Raw genomic sequence first — 21,108 nt, 5'->3', positions numbered from 1 at the left:
CCTCCTCACGCCTGTCGCCGCAGCAGACGGGCGTTGATCAACGAGAACACCAGGATGAGCGCGAAGATCACGTACGACGTGGCCGAGGCCAAGCCGAACTTGAACTCCTGGAATGCGGATTGGTACAGGTACGTGCCGAGTACCTGGGCGGAGTTGGCGGTGCCGTAGGTGCCGTTGGTGAGCACGTACGGCTCATCGAACAGCTGGAAGGCACCGACCGTCGAGGAGATCGCGCTGTAGAGGATGAACGGCACCATCAATGGCAGCGTGACGTGGCGGAAGACCTGACGCTCGTTGGCGCCGTCGACTCGCGCTGCGTTGTAGAGGTCACGCGGGATGGCTTGGAGCCCCGCCATGAAGATGATGAGGTGCCAACCGGTCCACCGCCAGACGATGAGCAGGATGACCAGCGGCTTGATCCAGAACGTGGATCGGAGCCAGTCGAACGTGACCCGCTCGTCGGAGAGCAGACTGAGGACTGCGTTGACGATTCCCGCGTGGGAGGAGAACATCACGCTGGCGATGATCCCGGTGACGGCCGGAGCGACGAGCAAGGGGAACAGGTAGACCACCCGGAAGAAGCCCTTGGCGACCAGGACGTACTCGTTGATGAGGTAGGCCAGGCCGAACGCCAAGGCCATCGTGGCGACGGTCGAGCCGAGCCAGATGTAGATCGTGTTCCAGATCGCCTTCCGGAACACCGGGTCCTCGGCCAGGATGAGGTAGTTGCCCAGCCCGACGAACTCCGGCTCGCTCAGGCCGTCCCAACGCACGAAGCTGACCGCGAAGGACGCGACGATCGGGAACGCGCCGAAGAGAGCGAAGAGCACGAAGAACGGCGCGATCGTCAGGTAGAAGGCGCGGTTCTCCCGTAGCCGGGCCCGCAACGACCGGCGGTTCTGGCCGGGCCCTCGGCCGACCGAGGACGACCGTCGGCTCCGCGCGGCCGCGGAGCCGACCGTGCGCGTGTCAGCGTTCATCGTCGATCCTCTCCTGGTGCCGGCCGCTCGTGCCGGCACCAGGGTTTGCTCCGGTGGTGTTGTGACCGACTCCTCCGGGCGTGGAGGTTCCGTTCCGGCCGTCAGCCGGTACGACCTTCCACGCGGCGTCGCGCTGCCGCCAGGGCGTCGGTGACGCTGGCCTTGCCCTGCATGACGTCCAAGACCGCGTCGCCAAGCGCCTCCGCCGCCGCGCCGTCCTCAGGGTTGGTGACCGGCGGCTTCATGTTGGCGGAGACCTCGGCGAAGACCTCGTTGACGTTCTGCCCGGCGTAGTAGTCGTCGGGCTGGTTCATCCACGGTTCGTCGAGCACCGGCTCCCACGCCGGATAGAGGTCGTTCTCCCGGTACATGGTGCGCAGGCTGTCGGAGCTCTGGGTCACGAACTTGATGAACTCCCAGGCCGTCGCCTTGTTCTTGCTGGTCTGCAGGATGCCGATGAAGTCGCCGCCGGCGTTGAAGGCCGCGTTGCCGTTGTACTCCGGCGCGAACGCCACACCCCACTTCCCGGCGGTCTCCGGGGCGTAGATGCTCTTGGCCGATCCGCCGAACCAGTTCCCGGTCAGGAAGGTCGCGACCGTCCCGTTCTTGATCGCGGCGCCCCACTCCTGGCTCCACGCCTCGAACGGGGAGACCAGGCCCGCGTCGTAGGCCCGCTTGGCGTACTCCACCGCCTCGGTGATCACAGGTGAGGTCAGCTGTGACTCACCCGACTCGTCGAACAAGGAGACGCCGGCCTGCGCCCGAATGGCGTTGACGATGGCCATCGGCGTGTCGACCAGCCATCGTACGTCCTTGATGACGGCCTTCTTGCCGTTGGCGAGGTAGTCGTCCCAGGTCTTGAAGATCTCGTGAACCTCGTCAGGCTCGGTCGGCAGGCCGACCTCCTCGAACACGTCTCGGCGGTAGAAGAGCCCAGCGGGACCGGTGTTCTTGGGGAGCGCGAACACCCGGTCCTGCTCCTCGTCGTAGACGTAGCTCCACGCGAAGTCCGCGTAGTTCTCGGCGTACCGCTTCGCGTTGTATGGCTCCTCGGCGAGGTTGACGAAACCCGGCTTGCCCTTGTACTTCGCGACGTTCGTGATCTCGACCATCGCGACATCGGGTCCGGAGCCGGACACGAGGGTGGCGAGCAGCTTGTTGTCGTACTGGTCGTTGGCGAAGGCCTGCACCTTCACCGTCACGCCGGGGTGAGCCTTCTCGAAGATCGGGACCGTCTTCTCGAACGTCTTGTCGTTGTCGGGCCAGGTCCAGACGGTGATCTGGCCGCCGACCTCCTCGTCGCCCGAGCCCGAGTCACTGCCGCAGGCACCGAGAATGAACGCCCCCGCGCCGATGCCCGCGCTGGCGGACAGGAACCGCCGTCGGGTCAGTCCCGGCGTCCCGCCACGTCTGGCTTCCTGCATGTCGCTTACTCCTTCGTGATCCCTCCTGGGGGCTTCGTCTGAGTCAAACAGTGAGAGGGCTCAGCGTTCGGGCGCGGCGACGCGTCGACCATCACCATTCCGCGAGGGAGCCGTCGTCGCGTCGCCAGATCGGTGTTCGCCACTCGTCGGCGTACCGCGACACGCGCTCGACGACCCGCTCGTCGATCTCGATACCGAGTCCGGGGCCGTCGAAGCGGTCGATGAAGCCGTTCTTGTGGGTGAGGACCGAGCGGTCGACAAGGTAGTCGAGGAGGTCGTGGCCCTCACCGTAGTGGAGCCCGATGCTCTGCTCCTGGATCAGGTAGTTCGGCGTCGCGAATCCCACCTGCAGGCTCGCCGCGAGGGCGATCGGGCCGAGCGGGCAGTGTGGCGCGACGGCGACGTCGTAGACCTCGGCCATGGCGGCGATTCTGCGGACCTCCGAGATCCCGCCCGCGTGCGACAGGTCCGGCTGGATCACGGAGACACCGGATTCCAGAACCGGGCGGAAGTCCCAGCGCGAGTACAACCGTTCGCCGGTCGCGATCGGCACGCTCGTCGACGCGGCAACCTCCCGGAGCCGGTGGCTCAGCTCGGGGAGGATCGGTTCCTCGACGAACATCGGAAGGTACGGCTCGAGCAGCGGGAGCACCCGACGGGACATCGCCAGGCTGAGTCGGCCGTGGAAGTCGATCGCCACGTCGACGTCGGGTCCCACGGTCTCGCGGACGGTCTCGACCCGTTCGACGATGGCGCGGACCTGTGCGGGTGTGTCCAGCAGGCGCAGTTGCGCGGATGCGTTCATCTTGACCGCGGTCATGCCCTCGTCGACGCGGGCCTGCGCGGCTTCGGCGAGGTGGTTGGGCTCGTCGCCGCCGATCCAGCTGTAGACGCGGGCGCGCTCGCGGACCGGTCCTCCCAGGAGGACGTGGACAGGGACTCCGTGGACCTTGCCGGCGATGTCCCAGAGCGCCTGGTCGATGCCGGCGACCGCGCTGGAGAGGACCGGGCCGCCGCGGTAGAAGGTGCCCTTGGTGAGGACCTGCCAGTGGTCCTCGATCCGCAAGGGATCCTTTCCAACCAGGTACTCGGCGCACTCGGCGACGGCGGCGGCGACTGTCCGGAGTCGGCCTTCGACGATGGGCTCGCCCCAGCCGGTCACGCCTTCGTCGGTGTCGATGCGGAGGAAGAGCCACCGGGGCGGGACGGGGTAGGTGCGCAATGCGGTGATCTTCATCGCCTCTCGCCCTCCTTCGCCGTGGTTCGGAGAGCGAGCCCGAGGTGGCTCACGGCCGCGCCAGGGACGGGTGCGGTCTGGCGCGAGGAGTCGTCGGTGGCGCGCAGTTCGTGCGTGGCTTTCAAGAACGTGTCGTCCTTATCGTTCCCGAGCTTCCAGCGGATCACATCGCTGTCCAGGCCTCGGCCCGACCGCACGAGACCGTGGCGCGTCGGCCCACGCCTGCGGTGAAGCCGCGCGGCGGTGTCGGGGATGGGGCTGGCCACGGTCCTCCTGTCGTGTCCCATCTCGGTCGGGCGTCAGCCTAGAACAAGACATAAAGTATGACTACATCTTGACAAGCGCCAGTCGGCTGGTCATGCTCGGGCGGCAAGATCGCCACGTCGGACGACTGCCTGCCAGGAGGCCAGCCATGCGTCCCGTCCCGCGCCGAGTCGTACTCCAGGCGGCCGCCCTCACCCCCGTGGTCGGGCTGACTTCAGGGGTCGCGCACGCGAGTCCGCTCCACGGCGGGGCGAGGTCCGGGTTGCTGGGCGCCGCCCTCGCGGTCGCCGCTGGCTCGGCCACCGAGCCACCGCCGCATGGGGAGCGGGAGCCGGCGGACACGACCCTGCGTGAGATCGACGGCACGAGCGTCGTGTTCCAGTACGGCGCGGTCGTCCCGGACTTCGGCGGCTGGCGTCGCCAGGAACCGACCCGGAGCTACCGGATGCTCGACGGGGTGTGGCGATTCCGCTTCGATCCCGAGGGCACCGGCGAGGACGAAGGCTGGCAACGGCCGGACCACGACGACGCCGACTGGGACTCCATCTCGGTTCCCTCGGCGTGGGATCTGAAGGACACGCCTGGGTTCGGTGACTACGACGGCAGCCGGTTCGGCGAGGGAACCGCGTTCGTCGACGGCTACGCCTGGTACCGAACGACGGTCCAGGTGCCCGGCCAGTGGGCCGCACGCTACGTTCGGCTCGTCTTCCTCGCCGTCAACTACCGCGCCGACGTCTGGGTGAACGGCCACTACGTCGGGGCCCACGAGGGTGGCTACGCCCCCTTCGCGCTTCCTGTCAAGGACGCGTTGCGGCCAGGGAGGAAGAACGTCGTCGCGGTCCGCGTCCACCGGCTCGCCTCGTGGGAGGACTACACCGACCCGGAGAGCCCAGCAGTGAGCGACCCGTACGCGATCCCCTGGAAGCCCGTGGACTACTGGCCGTATGCGGGGATCACCAGGTCGGTGTGGCTGGAGGCGGTGCCGACCGTCACGGTGGCCAAGCTGCTCCTGGCGGCCGGCGACGGACGCCTGCAGGCACGGGTGGTCGTGGAGAACCACCGAGACGACGACTTCCACGGCCGTGTCGTCCTGGACGCGGGCGAGGGAAGTGGCGCGTCGCCGGTGAGTCGCCCCATTCGAGTTCCGGGCCACGGTGTCGCCGTCGTCCGCTTCGACGTCGACATCCCGAAGGCGTCGCCTTGGAGTCCGGAGCGGCCCGCGCTGCTGACCGCGACCGCCACGCTGCTCACGGGCGCCGGGCATGGCGGGCATGCGGTGGATGTCCTGCGCGACCGCTACGGGATGCGCACGGTCGCCATCCGGGACGCCAAGCTGCTGGTCAACGGAGAGCCGGCGTTCCTCAAGGGGCTCAACTGGCACGAGGAGAGCGCGGCCCACGGTCGGTCGATGACACGCAGCGAGTACGACCACGAGCTCGGCCACGTCCTCGCCATGAACGCGAACGCCGTCCGCAACACCGTCTACACCCGCCACCCGTACGCGTACGACTGGGCGGACGAGCACGGCGTCTACGTCATGGACGACCTCGACAACATGTGGATCAACACCGCGCAGGAGAAGCTGCACACCGAGCAGTACGGCCTGTCCCGTGCGCTCGCGCTCGCCATGGCGTGGAACAACCACAACCACCCGTCGGTCGTCGTGTGGTGCATCCAGAACGAGTCGGAGATCGATGGTGACGGCGCGCCCATCTACCGTGCCTGGCTCGCGGACATGAAGGCCGCCATCAAAGCCGTCGACCTCACGGACCGCCCTGTGACGTGGGCGTCCCACACGAGCTGGGACCCGGCGTTCGACCTCGCTGACATCGTCGGCTTCAACGAGTACTTCGGCTACTTCTACGGCAAGAACGAGGACCTCGGGCCGACCCTCGACGCGGTGCACGAGACCTATCCGGACAAGCCCATCATGATCACCGAGAACGGCTCGTGGTCGTTCTTCGGTCACCACGGGCCGGAGGACGAGGTGGGCACGGAGGAGTGGCAGGCGGCGAACTTCCGCGCGCACTGGGTGCAAGTCGCCGAACGCACCGACTACGTGGCCGGCTACTTCTTCTGGGTGCTCAAGGACTACAAGACTCGCGCGGGCTACAACCAGCAGTACAACGGCATCTCCGAGATGGGCACGCTCGCGTTCGACTCGCGTACCAAGCGCCTGGTCTACGACGCGATCCGCGACGCCACGCTGTGATCGGTCGCCCGACTGAGCACTCCAGACGGCTCGAGGTGAGAAAGGCCATGGCCCGGACGACGGGACTACGGTGGGCGATCGGGTCGCACGCGCTTGTCCTCGCTCTGTCAGCACCCTTCGCGATGAGCCCGGCGGCTTCCGAGGCCGGCGGCCGGGCGAACGACTCCAACGGTGAGGCCGTCCACACGATTCGTGTCGACGGGACGGACCTCGGGCGGCGGTTCGACGGAGTCGGCGGTGTGAGCGCTGGCGGCTCGTCGCGCTTGCTCCTCGACTATCCCGAACCCGAGCGTAGCCAGATCCTCGACTACCTCTTCAAGCCCAACTACGGCGCCTCGCTCGACATCCTCAAGGTGGAGATCGGTGGCGACGTCGACGCGACCGTCGGCGCTGAGGCCAGCCACATGCGGACGCCCGACGAGGTGGACTGCTCGCGCGGCTACGAGTGGTGGCTGATGCGCGAGGCCAAGAAGCGCAATCCTGAGATCGCGCTGTACGGCCTGCCGTGGGGCGCGCCCGGCTGGTTCGAGGGCGGGTACTGGTCGAAGGATCGGGTCGACTACCTCGTGGCGTGGCTTGAGTGCGCGCGCGAGAACGGCTTCACGATCGACTACCTCGGCGCGGCGAACGAGAGTGGGTTCGACGCCGAGGTCACCAAGCGTCTGGCGAGCGCGCTCGAGGAGCAGGGGTTCGGCGACGTCAAGATCGTCGCGACGGACAACCACAACCCGCCGAACTACTGGTTCGCCGTCCCGGACATCCTGGCCGATCCCGAGCTCGACGCCGCCGTCGACGTGCTCGGCGAGCACGACGTGTGCGTGTGGCGGACGCTCCAGCGGGAGTGCCACGCCAGCGGGGAGGCGCTGGCTTCCGGCAGGCCGCTCTGGGACAGCGAGAACAGCACCCAGGACTATGACGTGGGTGCTCAGCCGCTGGCCCGGGCGATGAACCGCCACTACATCGACGCGAAGATCACCGGAAACCTCAACTGGGCGTTGGTGTCGGCGTGGTACGACAACTTTCCCATCGGTGGCACGGGCCTGATCGTGGCGGAGCGGCCGTGGTCGGGCTACTACGAGGTGGGTCCCAGCGTCTGGGTGGACGCGCACACCACGCAGTTCACCGATCCGGGATGGCACTACCTGGAGAGCGCGAGCGGCTACAGCCCGGGCGGAGCCAGCCACGTCGCGTTGCGCTCACCCACGAGCGACGACTACTCGATCATCATCGAGACACTCGACGCGGTTGAGCCTGAGACGATACGCGTTGAGGTCACCGGCGGCCTGTCAACCGTTCCCGTGTCGGTATGGTCGAGCGACCTCGCCACCGAGTCGACCGACGACGACTTCATCGCGCTCGGCACGGTCGAGCCGGTCGACGGTCGGTACGAGATCACTGTCGAGCCCGGCCACCTCTACACGCTGTCGACGACGAGCGGCCAGGTGAAGGGCACGGCACGACCCGACGCCGATCCGAGTGAGCAGCTACGTCTGCCGTACACCGAGGACTTCGAGCGGGTCGGCCCGTTCGGTCTCGCACGCTACTTCGCCGATGTCCACGGCGCGTTCGAAGCGGTGCCGTGCGCGGGCGGGCGGCGGGGGCGCTGCTACGAGCAGCAGGTCACGATCGAGCCGCTCACCTGGCACAACACCGCCATGCCACCGACCACGATCGTGGGCGACCCTCGCTGGTGGGGCGACTACGAGGTGAGCGTGGACGCGCTGCTCGACCGGCCTGGACACGTCGAGCTGCTCGGTCGTGTGGACAGTCAGCAGCACAACGCCGCGGGCTATCACCTGCGAGTCGCCCACGACGGCACGTGGTCGTTGTTCAGTCAGGACGTGCGCGGTCAGGACCGCACGCTCGCGTCCGGGACCACCCAGCCACTGGGGACGAAGCGCTGGCATCGGCTGGCCCTGCGGTTCCGCGGGGAGCACGTCACCGCAGTCCTTGATGGTGCGGTGCTCGACACGGTCGAGGACGCCGAGCACACGACGGGCCAGGTCGGCCTGCGTGTTGGGGGCTGGCAGCGGGCGCAATTCGACAACCTCCGGGTGGTGCCAACTGGGCCACGACCGTCGCTCGTTCCCCATTCGACGATGACCGCGACCGCGACGAGCGAGCACCCGGAGAACGACTTCGGGCACAACTACCTGGCTGAGCACGCCATCGACGACCATCTGTGGTCGACCTGGCGGTCGCGGTTCGACCCGGTCGCGCCTTTGCCGCAAGCGATCACGCTCGACCTGGGCAAGCCGACAACCGTGGCGGGCATCACCTACACGCCCGCGGTCACCGCCTCCGCCGGCGTCATCGTGGGCTACACGGTCGCGGTGAGCGGGAACGGGACAGACTTCACCGAGGTCACGAACGGCTACTGGCAGGCCACACTCGCCACCAAGACGGCAGCCTTCGAGCGGCCGGTTCAGGCGCGCTATGTGCGGTTGGAGGCGACGGCCGTTCACGGCTGCCCCCAGGCACCGATCGTCGCGGAGATCAACGTGTCCAGGACTCCGCTGCCGGTCCTCGGCCAGGGAGAGCCGCCCTCTGATCCTGGCCCGCGTTTCCCGCACCTGGTGCCTCGGTCCCGGATGACCGCGACGGCGACGAGCCAGCAACCGGGGTACGAGGCGGAGAGGGCGATCGACGGCAACTGTGGCACGATGTGGCACCAGTCGTGGAGCCCCTACACGCCGCCACCGCAGTCGCTGACGCTCGACCTCGGCGGTGACTGGAACACCATCGCGCTCGTCTACCAGCCCCGCCAGGACGGCAACGCCAACGGCGTGATCACCGACTACGACGTGGCGGTGAGCCGGGACGGTGTCTCCTTCCAGACCGTGGCGGAGGGCAGCTGGACGGCCGACGCGAGCGTCAAGGTCGCCGAGTGGTCGGCCACTCCGGCACGGTACGTCCGGCTGACCGCGAGGTCTGGCGTCAACGGGCACGTGTCGGCGGCGGAGATTGCGATCGCGCACACCGGCTGAAGCGCCGTCGCGCGATTGGGACCATCGACCAATCACGAGGATGGACGACTCTCGCCGACGAACGCTCTGAGCGAGATCACGCCAGCCGTCGTTGGGCTGGCTGGGACTTCGACGAGGAGGATTCCTCTGCGCGCTTCAGCCTCGCGTTGTGTGCGGCCAGGCAGCGGGCGGTGGTTCGCTTGGAGCGCTCGCCTCACTGACGCGGTAGGTGCGCGGGACTTGTCGCGGCAGCTCGCGCGAAGCGCGGAGTCGCTGCGGCAGATGGCGACTGGATGAGAACGCGGTGGGATGCCGCTGCTCGCACGAGTGACGAGACGCGAGCGCCATCGCTGTCCTGGACTGGTCGTGCCGGTCGGTTGCCGACCGGCGCCGTGCGGTCGATCGTGGTGGTCGCCTGATCACGACGAGCCCTTTGTGGGGCGAGCCCGGACGCGGCTCTCGTCCGGCGGCGAAGGAGCGCACGCATGCCGACCACCATCCGCTCATCCGACGAGACACCATTCCGCCGGCGGACGCTCCTGGGTGGCCTCGGGGCGACCGCTGTCGTCGGGCTGACCGGGACCTCTGCGTACGCGGCGGCCACGGACTCCGCCCAGCGAGAGCTGGGCGTCGTGGTGCGGAACACGCGCGTCGGCACGGGGATGCCCATGGTCGGGTACAACACCGGCCACTACCTGCCGGGGAGCAACACCTCCGCCTGGCTGGCGTACTCACGGGTCAACGCCGTCCGGTTCTTCGCCTCGCTGTCGGAGTGGACTCCCGACGAGGCCGTGGACCCAGGGGATGGCGTCGAGACCGTCGCGGACTTCGACGCGCGGAAAGCCGAGTTGCGCCGCGACCCGGAGAACAACCCGTTCCTGCATTGGGACCTGCTTGAGGACCGCTTCGAGAACCACGTCTACTCGATCACGAACCACTACCGGCTCAACTACCAGGTCAGCGAGCTGAGGCGGCTCGGCATCACACCGATCATGCAGGCGGCCGAGCTGCGCTGGAACGCGCCGTGGTCCGGGCTCTGGCGGCAGTGGCAGAAGCACTACGCCTTCACCTACCACCTGGCCAGGCACTACGACGTCGAGCGGTACAACTTCATCAACGAGCCCGACCATTCGAGTGCCGCGCACGACATCGTCGACCAAACGGTCTACATCCGCGGGCTTCAGATCGCCTCGGACGCGATCCGGTGCGCGATCGCCGACGTGAACGCCCGCTACGGGAAGTCGCTCCGGGCGATCGTCCAGGCGCCCGTCCTCACTCACGTCTCGAGCTCACGCGGCGACGACCACATGGACGCCGATCCCGACGCCGACCCGCGGGATGACGAGTACGGCTGGGGACAGATCGCACTGCTCAACCTCCGCACCGACTACCACGGGCGGACGGTTGACCAGGACCTGTTCGACGTCTTCGACACCCACTTGTACAACAAGACCGCCGAGACGTACGCGTACGAGATCGCGATGATGCGCCGGAAGATGCGGGAGTACACCCCGACCGGTGTCGAGTTGCCCATCGTGTACTCGGAGTTCAACCGGCGGAACACCTCGGCGTTCGAGACCAGCGAGGACGACCTGAACACACCGCTGATCTACTGTGACCTCGCTGCGATCTGGGCCACCGCCGTGCTCGGCCAGGTCGAGGGCATGATCTCGTTCAAGTTTCAGAACACTCTGCGCGCTAACGGCATCCCCTACGGCACGGGCTTCTACTACGTCGAGCACACCGGCGTCCACGACATCCGCGGAGTCACCAAGGCCGGAGAGGTGCAGCGGCTGTTCGCCAAAGGCTTCAAGGGTGACAGGGACCTCCTCTCCGCTGCGGCGGACGACGGTCGCACGATCGCCGTCGCCCACGACGTCGCAAACCGCTGCCATTACCTGTGGCTGCCTCGCCCCTCGGGGGAGCCCAGCGTGCGCGTCAACCTGGACCTGCGGCAGCTGCCGATCCCAGCACGCACCTCGCGGGTCATCGTGGAGGAAGTGAGCCCGTCCCACAGTGGAGGAGTGGTCGCGTCGCTGGCCGTACCCGCGACGAAGCGAGTCAGTCTCGACCAGCCCTCGGACTCGGTGTGGCTGGTCACCATCGCCGGACCGGGTCCGGTGCGGACCTACGAGGCGTTCGCCAGCGCGAGCGTCCGCCGCGACGGGAGCCGGAACGCGCGGACCCTCGCGGTGTCGCTCGACCTGACCGGCTCCGGACCCACCGAGGTCAGCTACGTGGCGTTCGAGATCGACGCGGTGGCCCGCCGGCCGCGGTACGCCCACCTCGAGCTCGTCGGCGCGAGCGCGGACGACGCACCCTTCACGTTCATGGTCTACGCGCTGACCGACACCTCATGGGCGGGGACGTCCTTCGACTGGGACAGCGCGCCATACCTGGATCCGACGACGGTCCATCCGACCGACGTGGGACGAGACGTGTTCCCCGCGGGGCAAGTGTCGGCCTTGGGTGCGCTGTCGGTGCTCCGGCTCGACGTCACGGACGTCCTCCGGCAGGCGCGGGGAGATACGGTCGGCTTCCTGCTCATCCGGGAGCGACGTCACGACGACGACGTGGCCGACGACGGTCGCCGTGCCGTCCTCGCCGGCACTGAGGCGGCGGACCAGCGCCGGCGGCCGCGTCTCACCGTCGCGTTCTGAGCCGTCGCCGACGGGTGACGCAAGGATCCGAGCGCTCTCGGGGGAAGCGGAGGCGAGAACGATGCCCGATCGACCGTGCGCCACGCCAGTCGAGGCGGAGCCACTCGTTACCGGTCCGTGAACGCCAGGCGGGCTCCCAGAGCGGCGAACGCCGCCGCGAAACTGCGGCGCATCCAGCGCAGCGCACCGGGTCGGGAGATGACGTGGGAGCGGATGCTGCCGGCGAACCACCCGTAGCAAGTGAACACGATCAGCGTGAGCAGCATGAAGACGGCGCTGAGCTCGACCATGCGGACGAGCGCGTCGGGTTCACCGGTGGGCACGAACTGCGGCAGGAACGCGAAGAAGAAGATCGTGAGTTTCGGGTTGAGGATGTTGATCAGGATGGCGGAGACGATCAGTTGGATGGCCGTTCGCGGTCTCGTGTCCGCCTCGACCGTTAGCACGCCGGTGTCCTTGAGAGTGCGCCACGCCATGACGAGCAAGTAGGCGACGCCGAGGTACTTGAGGGTCTGGAACGCCAGGGCGCTCGTATGGAGAAGCGCGGCGAGACCGGTCACGGCCGCCGCCATGTGCGGGACGATGCCGAGCGTGCAGCCGACGGCGGCGACGAGGCTGGCGCGTGCGCCTCGGGCGAGGCCGGTCGCCACCGTGTACAGCACACCGGCGCCAGGACTGGCGACAACGATGAGCGAGGTCAGCAGGAACTCAACAGTCATGGGCGCTTCCTTTCCCTGTGCCGCGGGCGCGCGCCCGCCCGCCTGGCTCTGCGTGGTGGCGCGGTGGACGCGCGGACGACCAGCTCGGGCGTAGGAGTGTCGAGGAGCACTTGCTGGGCGGGCCTGCCGTTGATCAGGTCGACGAGGAGCCGGACGGCTTCCCGTCCCATGTCGACGAGCGGCAAGCGGACGACGGTGAGGGGCGGGTCGACGTGCTCGGCCAGCCAGGTGTCGTGATAGCCGATGATCGACAGGTCGTCGGGCACGGTGAGGCCCGCGTGGCGAGCGGCGGTGAGGGCGCCGACGGCGGCGAGAACACTCCCCACGAAGACGGCGGTCGGAGGGCGTGGTCGTCGGAGCAGCTCGAGGAGGCCGTGAAAGCCGCTCTCTGGAACGGCGCCACCGTTGGCCACCAGCTCAGCGCGAGGCGTCAGGCCCGCTTCCTTCAGCGCGTCTCGCCACCCGGCCTCTCGGTCCCGCGAGCGCGAGTTGTTGCCACGGACGCGCAGGTGGGCGATCTCGGTGTGCCCCAACTCGAGCAGGTGTCTCGTGGCCAGTCTCGCCGCGGCACGGTCGTCCACCGCAACGCCCGCGATGGGTGCGCGTACCCGCTCGTTCAGCACGACGACCGGCATGCGGCGGGCGGTGATGCGATCGACGACTCGCGCTGCAGTCGGGCTGTCTCGCTGCACGAGGAGCCCGTCGATCGCCCCGCCGCGGACGATCCGACGGGACATGGTGGTGTTGGACGCCAGATCGTCGAGGCTGGTCAGCATGAGCAAGTACCCGTGCTCGGTCGCCGCCGGTCGCGCGCCTTCCAGGATGGCCGCGTAGACGGGGTTGTGCATGTCAGGCACCGCGAGGCCGAGGGCGCCGACCTGCGAGCGGCGCAGAGCCCGGGCGGCGTGGTGTGGCGCGTAGTCGAGCTCTTCGACCACTCGGAGCACACGAGCACGAGTGTCGTCTCGAATCCGCAGCGTCGGGTCGTTGTTGAGCAGACGCGAGACGACGGAGGGTGAGACCCCGGCACGGCGTGCCACGTCGGTGATGGTGGCCATCGACCTCCCTTCGAGCGGTCCGGACGGCGGAACGAGTACCCGGTCGGCTCGGCGGACGACCGGGTGCGGCCACGTTCGCGCCGTCCGGGACACTTTGGCAGCCCGACGCGCCGAGAATGAGGACCGGTCGCAGTAAAACGTTTTTCCTCAGCCCGACGGCGCTGGACCCGCGTGTTCCACGTCTCGGCCCGGCGACGTCACGAAGGGAGCCGTCCATGCGCAGGTTCGACGGCAAGATCGGCATCGTGACGGGTGCGGCCAAGGGCATCGGTCGCGCCTGCGCTCTTCGCCTCGCCGCCGAAGGGGCCACGGTCGGTCTCGCCGACGTCGACGTGACCGGCCTGGAGAAGGTGCTCCACGAGATCATCGACAACGGCGGTGAGGCGATGGCGGTCCCGACCGACGTGAGCCGCGTGGACGACGTCGCTGCGCTGGTGCGCGCGGTCACCGACCGGTACGGGCGGCTCGACGTCCTCGTCAACATCGCCGGCATCGCCGTCGGCGGATCCGTCACCGATATGCCGGAGGAGGACTGGGACCGGGTCTTCGCCGTCAATCTCAAAGGCATCTGGTACGCGATGAAGTACGCGATCCCGCACCTGCGCGCCTCGGGTGGTGGGTCGATCGTGAACGCATCGAGCGCGCAGGCGCTTCGCGGCTTCCCCGGTTGGGCGGCGTACGCGGCCACGAAGGGCGCGATCATCTCCCTCACTCAGCAAGCCGCGGTCGAGTACGCACCGGATCGCATCCGGGTCAACGCGATCGCGCCCGGGACGATCATGAGCCCGATGAACGAGGAGATCTTCCGCACCGCTCCGGATCCGGCGGCTCTCATCGAGAGCTGGAACGCCATGCACGCCCTCGGACGCTTCGGACAGTGCGAGGAAGTGGCCGCCGTCGTGGCTTTCCTTGCGTCGGAGGACTCGTCCTTCATCACCGGTGCGTGTGTGCCCGTCGATGGTGGCCTCACGGTCCTCGGATCGCGCGCCGCCGCGCGATGACACCCGCGGGGAGGGAGGAGCAATTGCATCCGCTGCGCAGAGCTTTCCTGGCATTCCTTTCCGTGGGCCTCGTCGTGGCGAGTGCGGCGGGTTGCGGTGCGGAGGACACAGGGTCCGGCGGCGACGGCTATCGGATCAGCCTGATCGTCGGCTTGAAGGGTGACGACTTCTACGGATCGTTGGCCTGCGGCGCCCGCCAGGCCGCGAAGAAGCTCGGGGTCGAGCTCGACGTCCAGGGGCCCAACAAGTGGGACGCGGCGGAGCAGATCCCGATCCTCAACTCGGTCATCGCCGCGCGTCCGGACGCGATCCTCATCGCACCCGTCGACGACACCGCCTTGCAGGCGCCGTTGGAGCAGGCGGCCGCGCACGGCATCACGGTGGTCTTGGTCGACACCACCGTCAAGAACCCCTCCTTCGCCGTCTCCCAGGTGACCTCGGATGACGAACTGGCCGGGGAGAAGGCGGCGGAGGAGGTCATCAGACTCACCGGCGGCACGGGCGCCGTCGTCACGATCAACACCCAGCCAGGAGTGTCCACGGTGGCGGCTCGGGTCCGCGGATTCGAGAAGCGCCTCGCCCAGGAGCCCGGCATCGAGTACGTCGGCGAGCGCTTCGCCGGGGACGACGCGGCCAAGGCCAGCTCAGTCGTGACATCGACCCTGGCCGCCCATCCCAACCTGGCTGCTGTGTTCGCCACCAACACCTTGACGGGGCAGGGCGCGGCGACGGGTATCCGGAACGCCCACAAATCCGGGGAGATCAAGCTCATCGGCTTCGACGCCAACCCCAGCGGTGTGCAGGCGCTGCGCGACGGATCCGCGCAAGGCCAGGTCGTCCTGAAGCCGCTCGACATCGGCGCCGAGGGCGTGGAGCAAGCGGTCAACGCCCTCTCCGGCAAGCCGGTCACCAAGCTCATCCGCACCGGGTCGTTCGTGGCGACGAAGGACAACCTCGACGATCCGGAGACCCAGAAGTACCTCTACCGGGAGTCGTGCACTGGTGCCTGATCAGCGTGTGCGTCTGCGCGGCATCTGCTGGGACCACGCCCGCTGTGTCAAACCCATGGCTGCCGCGGCCGCTGTGTGGCGGTCGGTCCGCGGTGTCGAGGTGGCGTGGGACGCCCGGCCCTTGTCAGCGTTCAACGACCAAGCGGTCGAGGAGCTCGCCGCGGACTACGACCTCATCGTCTTCGACCACCCCATGGTCGGGGCAGCCGCGCGCGCCGGATGCCTGGCTCCGCTGGACGACCTCCTGCCGGACGAGGTCCTCGACGCCCATGCGGCGGACACGGTCGGTGGGAGCCACGCCAGCTACCAGTACGCGGGTCACCAGTGGGGACTCGCCGTTGACGCGGCCTGCCAGGTCGCCGCGTTCCGCCCCGATCTCCTGGCGGCCCACGAGGTCGAGGTCCCGGCCACGTGGGACGACGTGGTGGCCTTGGCGCGCGCCTTGCCGGGCAAGGTGGTCCTGCCGCTGTACCCGGCTGACGCGTTCTGCAGCCTGCTCACCATCTCGGCCAGCCTCGGGACCCCACTGGACGCCGAGGCGTCCGGCTTCCATCGCGACGCGGTGGCACTGCTCGCCACGCTCGCGCAGGTGGTCGACCGCTCGTCGTTCAGCTTGAATCCGCCAGCCCTGCTCGACCGGATGACGAGCGACGACGCGATCGTCTACGTCCCGCTGCTGTTCGGCTACACGAACTACTCGCGGCCGTCCACGAGCGGCCGCCCGGTGCGCTTCACCAACATCCCTACCACGGGCATCCCCACCGCGTCTTCCCCCGGCGGCTGCGCGCGGCATCTCACCACGACGGGCGCGCGCGGCGCCGACGCGTCCGCCGTCGGCACGGGCGAGGCCACCGGCCCACGCGGGTCAACCCTTGGCGGGGCTGGTATCGGCGTCTCGGCCACGAGCGCCCACCGCGTCGAGGCGGCGGCGTTCGCCAGCTGGGTGAGTGGGACGACCGCCCAGCGGTACGTCGTCCTCCCCAACGAGGGACAGCCGGCGAGCGCGGCCACCTGGTCGGATCCGGAGGCCGACGCCCTGGTGGGCGGGTTCTTTCGCGATACCAGGGCCACGATGGACGCCGTCTGGACCCGTCCCCGCACTCCCTGGTGGCGGGCGTTTCAGGAGGAGGCGAGCGGACTCCTCGCCGAGGAGCTCTCGGCCGGCTCGGCACCCGCCGAGATCGTCCGCGTTCTCGACCGACTCCTCGACGACCACCGGAGGGCTAGGGACGGCCGCTGAAGCCGTCCCGGCACCAGCGACGACCGGTGAGCCCAAGAACCGGACACCGAGAACGGAGCCCCCAAGAAAAGGCACACAGGAACGGCACACAGAAACGGCACAGAGAAACGGAACACAGGAAACGGAGCACCGAGAACCAAGAACCACAACCGAACACCGGGAACCGAACACCGAGAAAGGACGACGACGATGCCCGGCGCTCTCGACGGCATCAGGGTCCTCGACTTCACCCAGATGATGCTCGGTCCGTTCGCCACCCAGATGCTCGGCGACATGGGCGCCGACGTCATCAAGGTCGAGCGGCCGGAGACCGGCGAGTGGGAACGCGGCCTGGCCATGATGGGCGAGCTGGTCGCGGGCGACAGCGCGGCGTTCCTCGCCATGAACCGTAACAAGAGGTCTGTGGCGCTCAACCTCAAAGACCCGGACGCCCGCGACGCGTTGCTCGAGCTGGGCCGCACCTGTGACGTCGTGGTGGAGAACTTCCGACCCGGGGTCATGGACCGACTGGGCCTGGGGTACGAGGACTTCCGTGCCGTCAACCCGCGCATCGTCTACTGCTCGGGCTCGGGATGGGGCCAAGAAGGCACGTTCGCCAAGGAGAACCGACCGGGTCAGGACCTGCTGATCCAGGCGATGTCCGGGCTCGCCGCCAACACTGGTCGCGCTGATGGTCCACCCACGTTCGCCGGCACCTCGATCGTCGACGCCAGCACCTCGCTCACCCTCGCGGTCGCGATCCTCGCGGCACTCCTGGCGCGGGAACGCCGAGGGATCGGCCAGTGGGTCCAGGTCGACCTGTACTCCACCGCGATCGCGGTGCAGTGCCAGGAGATCTCGGCGATGGTCAACCAGCACAAGACCTTCGAACGCTCCCGCGCCGGGATCGCCTCACCCTGGCTGTCAGCCCCGTGCGGCATCTATCCCACTGCGGACGGGTGGCTCGCGCTCGCCATGGCGGACGTGACGGACGTGGCCCGCGTCTTCGACGAGCCGTCGCTGTCGAAGCTGGACCCTTGGATCGACCGGGACGAGATCAAGGAGCGACTGGAGCGGATCACACCGCGGCGCACGACGAAGGACTGGCTCGACCTGCTGCTGCCAGCTGGGCTCTGGGCGGCGGAGGTTCGCTCGTTGCGGGATGCGGTCGACGAGCTGCGCGCGGAGGAGTCGCCTCTGCTGTGCCGGGTCGAGCATCCGCGCGCCGGGACACTCGAGCTGGTCGGATGCCCGATCACCTTCACGGAGACGCCGTGGACCGTGCGTCAGCCGCCACCGCTGGTCGGCGAGCACACCGAGGAGGTGCTGGCCGAGGTGCTCGACCCTGACCGGCTCGCCAAGGTGCTGGGAAAGGCGGCCAGTGCGCCAGGGGCCGCACGGGGAAGGGCCGGGGAAGGCGCGAGGCGTGACGAGCAGGGCGCGAGAGGAACGGGTGCGAGAGGAAGGGGGCAGTCGTGACGCGAGACCTGCACGAGCACCTCGCAGAGGAGAGGGACGGTGCTGTCGCCGTCCTGCGTGTACGGCGCGAGGACAAGCTCGGCGCGTTGTCCAGAAGCATGCTCGAGACGCTCGTCACCTATCTCGACGAGCTGGCTCACGACGACGACGTGCGGGTCCTCGTGGTCACCGGCACTGGGCGCGGGTTCATCGCCGGCGCCGACATCTCCGAGTACGACGGAGTCTCCCACGCGGCTTTCGACGCCTACCAGCGGCTGGGTCGGGCGGCATTCGGCAAGCTCGCCGCTTTGCCGCAGCCGACGATCGCGGCCGTCAACGGCTACGCGTTCGGTGGCGGCTTCGAGGTCGCGCTGGCGTGCGACCTCATCGTGGCCTCGACCGCGGCGCGGTTCGCGTTGCCGGAAGTCAAGCTAGGCTTGCTCCCCGGCGGCGGGGGCACCCAACGACTCGCCCGGGCGATCGGCGTGCGGGCAACGAAGGAGCTGGTCATGACCGGGCGCGCCATGCGCCCGGACGAGGCCGAGCGGCGCGGACTGGTGAGCCGCGTCGTCGACCCGGACCAGCTCTTGCCCGCCGCGTTGGAGCTCGCCCACGCTCTCGCCGAACGGGCGCCACTCGCGGTGCGAGAAGCGAAGCGACTCGTCGACGATGGGGTGGAGGCTCCACTGGGCGCCGCGTGGACGCTGGAGCAACGAGTGCTGTCCGCGCTCTACGCGAGCGAGGACGCTCGCGAGGGAATCCGCGCGTTCATCGAGAAGCGCGAGCCGGTGTTCGTGGGACGCTGAGATGGCGACGCCTCGGCTGCAGGCCATCGGCTTGGTGAAGACGTACGGCCACGTCCAGGCGCTGCGCGGCGCCGACTTCAGCGTCTACCCAGGGGAGGTCGTTGCTCTGGTCGGCGACAACGGAGCCGGCAAGAGCACGTTGGTGAAGTGCCTGTCGGGGACGGAGCGGCCCGACGCGGGGGTGATCCGCTTCGACGGCCGGGTGGTGAGCCTCGACAGCCCCGCGGAGGCGCGCCGCCTCGGCATCGAGGTCGTCTACCAGGACCTCGCCCTTGCCGCGGACCTCGACCCGGCCGCCAACCTGTTCCTCGGTCGTGAGCCCGTGCGCCCCGGCCTGCTGGGCCGTCTGGGTGTGCTCGACCGGCGATACATGCGACGCCGGGCGACCAAGGCGTTCGGCGACCTCGGCATCGAGCTGCCGGACCCGAGCGCCCCCGTCGCCTCCCTCTCGGGCGGGCAGCGGCAGAGCATCGCGGTGGCCCGGGCGGTGGCGTGGGCGTCGAAGGTCGTCTTCATGGACGAGCCGACGGCGGCGCTCGGCGTCGTCCAGCGCGAGCGGGTCCTCGACGTGATCCGCCGGGTACGCGACCGCGGCGTCGCGGTGGTGCTGATCAGCCACAACATGCCCGAGGTCCTCGCGGTCGCCGACCGAGTGGAGGTGCTCCGGCTCGGTCAGCGGGTCGCGCGGTTCACCGCGCGGGAGGCGTCCCTCGACGACCTGGTCGCCGCCATGACGGGCGCCCTGCGAACCGAGCGCCCTCCGGTCGAGGGGGAGTCAGCGGACGGGCGGTCAGAAGAGAGCGAGCCCGGAGGGCTGGCATGACTGACACCACGAACCAGAAGTCGACCCACGCGGCGTCGACTCACGCGGAAGCGGCACCGGCCGACGCCCCACGGCGGTCGCTGTCGCGTCACCTCGCGGCTCGGCTCGTGACGAGCAACGTCGCATGGATCTTCGCCGTGCTCCTCGCGCTGGTCGTCTTCTTCACCGCGGTCGAGCCGAACTTCGCCAACCCGGTCAACATCCGAAGCATCGCCGCCGACAACGCGGCTCTGCTCGTCCTCGCCGTTGGCATGACGTTCGTCATCGTGACCGCGGGGATCGACCTCTCGGTCGGGTCGGTGCTCATCTTCTCCGGTGTGGTCGCTGCCAAGACGATGCTCGCGCTCGGCAGCGACCCCACAAACCCGGACGCGGGTGCCGCCGAGGCGGGGTGGGGTGTGGTCGTCGTCGGCGTCCTCGCCGGTCTCGCCGCGGGCCTGCTCTGGGGCGTGGTCAATGGCCTCCTGGTCGCCAAGGCCAAGGTGCCGCCGCTCATCGCCACGCTCGGCACCCTGGGCATGGCCCTCGGCGCCTCGTACCTGGTGACCGGCGGGACCGACGTCCGGGGTGTTCCACGACGCCTGGTGAGCACGCTCGGCTTCGGACTGGCCTTCGGGGTGGTGCCGTGGCTCGTGGTGATCGCCGGGGTGGTCGCCCTCGTCCTCGGCCTGGTCCTCGCGTTCACTCGATTCGGGCGGTACACGTACGCGATCGGGTCGAATCCCGAGGCCGCGCGACGGGTCGGGATCCGGGTCGACCGGCACCTGGTCAAGGTCTACGCGCTCATGGGGGCGCTCGCCGGTCTCGCCGGGGTGATGTCGCTCGCGCACTTCAGTACCACGACCATCTCCGGTCACAGCACGGACAACCTCGCCGCCATCGCGGCCGTCGTCCTCGGGGGGACGAGCCTGTTCGGCGGGGTCGGCAAGGTGGCCGGCACGGTCGTCGGCGTCCTCATCCCCGCTGTCCTGCAGAGCGGATTCGTCACCATCGGCGTCAACCCGTACTGGCAGAACGTCGCCGTTGGTGCCGTGCTCATCGCCGCGGTCTACCTGGACCAGGTGCGCCGACGTGCCCGGGAGCGTAGCTGAGCGACGCTCGATCGTGATCACGAATCGGTAAAGCTCGTCCGCGGTGCCTGGATACAGTCGATCACCTCAGTGATCCTTGGGGCGTTGATCGTTACCTGACGGCAACGTCAGGGTCGCCACAGGACACGGGGGCTCAGACAGGTGGCCCGGTGGGACGCTGTCGCGTCCCCGTGTTCGTTG

Annotated in this window: 15 protein-coding genes; 10 read left to right on the top strand and 5 right to left on the bottom strand. The window is 68.8% G+C overall.

Annotated elements, in window-relative coordinates; all coding sequences use genetic code 11:
• Positions 1-5 precede the first annotated feature (5 nt).
• The 3 genes from DFJ64_RS04070 to dgoD all read right to left on the bottom strand — a co-directional run bounded on the left by DFJ64_RS04070 (position 6) and on the right by dgoD (position 3,641).
• Positions 6-980, bottom strand: coding sequence for a carbohydrate ABC transporter permease (locus DFJ64_RS04070; RefSeq protein ID WP_115849231.1), 975 nt, complete (start codon positions 978-980; stop codon positions 6-8).
• Between the two features lie 101 nt (positions 981-1,081).
• Complete coding sequence (locus tag DFJ64_RS04065; protein WP_115849230.1) at positions 1,082-2,404, bottom strand: ABC transporter substrate-binding protein; 1,323 nt, start codon at positions 2,402-2,404, stop codon at positions 1,082-1,084.
• Between the two features lie 91 nt (positions 2,405-2,495).
• On the bottom strand, positions 2,496-3,641 hold the full coding sequence (gene dgoD / locus DFJ64_RS04060; RefSeq protein WP_115849229.1) for a galactonate dehydratase: 1,146 nt from the start codon (positions 3,639-3,641) through the stop codon (positions 2,496-2,498).
• 412 nt (positions 3,642-4,053) lie between these two features.
• Between dgoD and DFJ64_RS04050 the strand changes: the two genes are divergently transcribed.
• The 3 genes from DFJ64_RS04050 (at position 4,054) to DFJ64_RS04040 (ending at position 11,743) form a co-directional block, all read left to right on the top strand.
• Entirely contained in the window at positions 4,054-6,117 is a 2,064-nt protein-coding gene (locus tag DFJ64_RS04050) for a glycoside hydrolase family 2 protein (RefSeq protein ID WP_115849227.1), read from the top strand.
• Positions 6,118-6,164: 47 nt separating this feature from the next.
• Positions 6,165-9,104 carry a discoidin domain-containing protein gene (locus DFJ64_RS04045; RefSeq protein ID WP_115849226.1) on the top strand — a complete coding sequence of 980 codons (2,940 nt, stop codon included), beginning with the start codon at positions 6,165-6,167 and terminating at the stop codon, positions 9,102-9,104.
• 464 nt (positions 9,105-9,568) lie between these two features.
• Positions 9,569-11,743, top strand: a complete 2,175-nt coding sequence (locus DFJ64_RS04040; RefSeq protein WP_115849225.1) for a hypothetical protein — start codon at positions 9,569-9,571, stop codon at positions 11,741-11,743.
• 107 nt (positions 11,744-11,850) lie between these two features.
• Here the strand turns inward: DFJ64_RS04040 and DFJ64_RS04035 are convergent, their stop codons facing one another.
• Together DFJ64_RS04035 and DFJ64_RS04030 are read right to left on the bottom strand one after the other, a co-directional pair.
• A complete protein-coding gene (locus tag DFJ64_RS04035; protein ID WP_115849224.1) occupies positions 11,851-12,462 on the bottom strand; it encodes a LysE family translocator in 612 nt (203 codons plus the stop codon).
• On the bottom strand, positions 12,459-13,520 hold the full coding sequence (locus DFJ64_RS04030; protein WP_115849223.1) for a LacI family DNA-binding transcriptional regulator: 1,062 nt from the start codon (positions 13,518-13,520) through the stop codon (positions 12,459-12,461). Before DFJ64_RS04030 ends, DFJ64_RS04035 begins: the two co-directional genes overlap by 4 nt.
• A gap of 215 nt (positions 13,521-13,735) precedes the next feature.
• Between DFJ64_RS04030 and DFJ64_RS04025 the strand changes: the two genes are divergently transcribed.
• From DFJ64_RS04025 to DFJ64_RS03995, 7 genes are all read left to right on the top strand, one after another.
• The gene (locus DFJ64_RS04025; RefSeq protein WP_115849222.1) at positions 13,736-14,521 is read left to right on the top strand and encodes an SDR family NAD(P)-dependent oxidoreductase; all 786 of its coding nucleotides are present in this window, start codon (positions 13,736-13,738) and stop codon (positions 14,519-14,521) included.
• Between the two features lie 74 nt (positions 14,522-14,595).
• Positions 14,596-15,531 carry an ABC transporter substrate-binding protein gene (locus DFJ64_RS04020; RefSeq protein ID WP_170152488.1) on the top strand — a complete coding sequence of 312 codons (936 nt, stop codon included), beginning with the start codon at positions 14,596-14,598 and terminating at the stop codon, positions 15,529-15,531.
• A complete protein-coding gene (locus tag DFJ64_RS04015) occupies positions 15,524-16,771 on the top strand; it encodes an ABC transporter substrate-binding protein (RefSeq protein WP_115849220.1) in 1,248 nt (415 codons plus the stop codon). Before DFJ64_RS04020 ends, DFJ64_RS04015 begins: the two co-directional genes overlap by 8 nt.
• A gap of 189 nt (positions 16,772-16,960) precedes the next feature.
• A complete protein-coding gene (locus DFJ64_RS04010; protein WP_115849219.1) occupies positions 16,961-18,229 on the top strand; it encodes a CaiB/BaiF CoA transferase family protein in 1,269 nt (422 codons plus the stop codon).
• Positions 18,226-19,014: an enoyl-CoA hydratase/isomerase family protein gene (locus DFJ64_RS04005; RefSeq protein WP_115849218.1), complete on the top strand. Its 789-nt coding sequence runs from the start codon at positions 18,226-18,228 to the stop codon at positions 19,012-19,014. The genes DFJ64_RS04010 and DFJ64_RS04005 overlap by 4 nt, the downstream gene beginning before the upstream one ends.
• A gap of 1 nt (position 19,015) precedes the next feature.
• Positions 19,016-19,837, top strand: coding sequence for an ATP-binding cassette domain-containing protein (locus DFJ64_RS04000; RefSeq protein WP_115849217.1), 822 nt, complete (start codon positions 19,016-19,018; stop codon positions 19,835-19,837).
• Complete coding sequence (locus DFJ64_RS03995; RefSeq protein WP_115849216.1) at positions 19,834-20,928, top strand: ABC transporter permease; 1,095 nt, start codon at positions 19,834-19,836, stop codon at positions 20,926-20,928. Before DFJ64_RS04000 ends, DFJ64_RS03995 begins: the two co-directional genes overlap by 4 nt.
• Positions 20,929-21,108: the final 180 nt, after the last annotated feature.

This window comes from Thermasporomyces composti, from assembly GCF_003386795.1.
Lineage (GTDB): Bacteria > Actinomycetota > Actinomycetes > Propionibacteriales > Actinopolymorphaceae > Thermasporomyces > Thermasporomyces composti.
The sequence above is the reverse complement of the archived record's forward strand: the minus strand, read 5'-3'. Positions and strand labels throughout refer to the sequence as shown.

Bases quoted from the DNA above. Each gene is read 5' to 3' on its own strand.
- DFJ64_RS04070 (WP_115849231.1), bottom strand. From the start codon at position 980: ATGAACGCTGACACGCGCACGGTCGGCTCCGCGGCCGCGCGGAGCCGA.
- DFJ64_RS04065 (WP_115849230.1), bottom strand. From the start codon at position 2,404: ATGCAGGAAGCCAGACGTGGCGGGACGCCGGGACTGACCCGACGGCGG.
- dgoD (WP_115849229.1), bottom strand. From the start codon at position 3,641: ATGAAGATCACCGCATTGCGCACCTACCCCGTCCCGCCCCGGTGGCTC.
- DFJ64_RS04050 (WP_115849227.1), top strand. From the start codon at position 4,054: ATGCGTCCCGTCCCGCGCCGAGTCGTACTCCAGGCGGCCGCCCTCACC.
- DFJ64_RS04045 (WP_115849226.1), top strand. From the start codon at position 6,165: ATGGCCCGGACGACGGGACTACGGTGGGCGATCGGGTCGCACGCGCTT.
- DFJ64_RS04040 (WP_115849225.1), top strand. From the start codon at position 9,569: ATGCCGACCACCATCCGCTCATCCGACGAGACACCATTCCGCCGGCGG.
- DFJ64_RS04035 (WP_115849224.1), bottom strand. From the start codon at position 12,462: ATGACTGTTGAGTTCCTGCTGACCTCGCTCATCGTTGTCGCCAGTCCT.
- DFJ64_RS04030 (WP_115849223.1), bottom strand. From the start codon at position 13,520: ATGGCCACCATCACCGACGTGGCACGCCGTGCCGGGGTCTCACCCTCC.
- DFJ64_RS04025 (WP_115849222.1), top strand. From the start codon at position 13,736: ATGCGCAGGTTCGACGGCAAGATCGGCATCGTGACGGGTGCGGCCAAG.
- DFJ64_RS04010 (WP_115849219.1), top strand. From the start codon at position 16,961: ATGCCCGGCGCTCTCGACGGCATCAGGGTCCTCGACTTCACCCAGATG.
- DFJ64_RS04000 (WP_115849217.1), top strand. From the start codon at position 19,016: ATGGCGACGCCTCGGCTGCAGGCCATCGGCTTGGTGAAGACGTACGGC.
- DFJ64_RS03995 (WP_115849216.1), top strand. From the start codon at position 19,834: ATGACTGACACCACGAACCAGAAGTCGACCCACGCGGCGTCGACTCAC.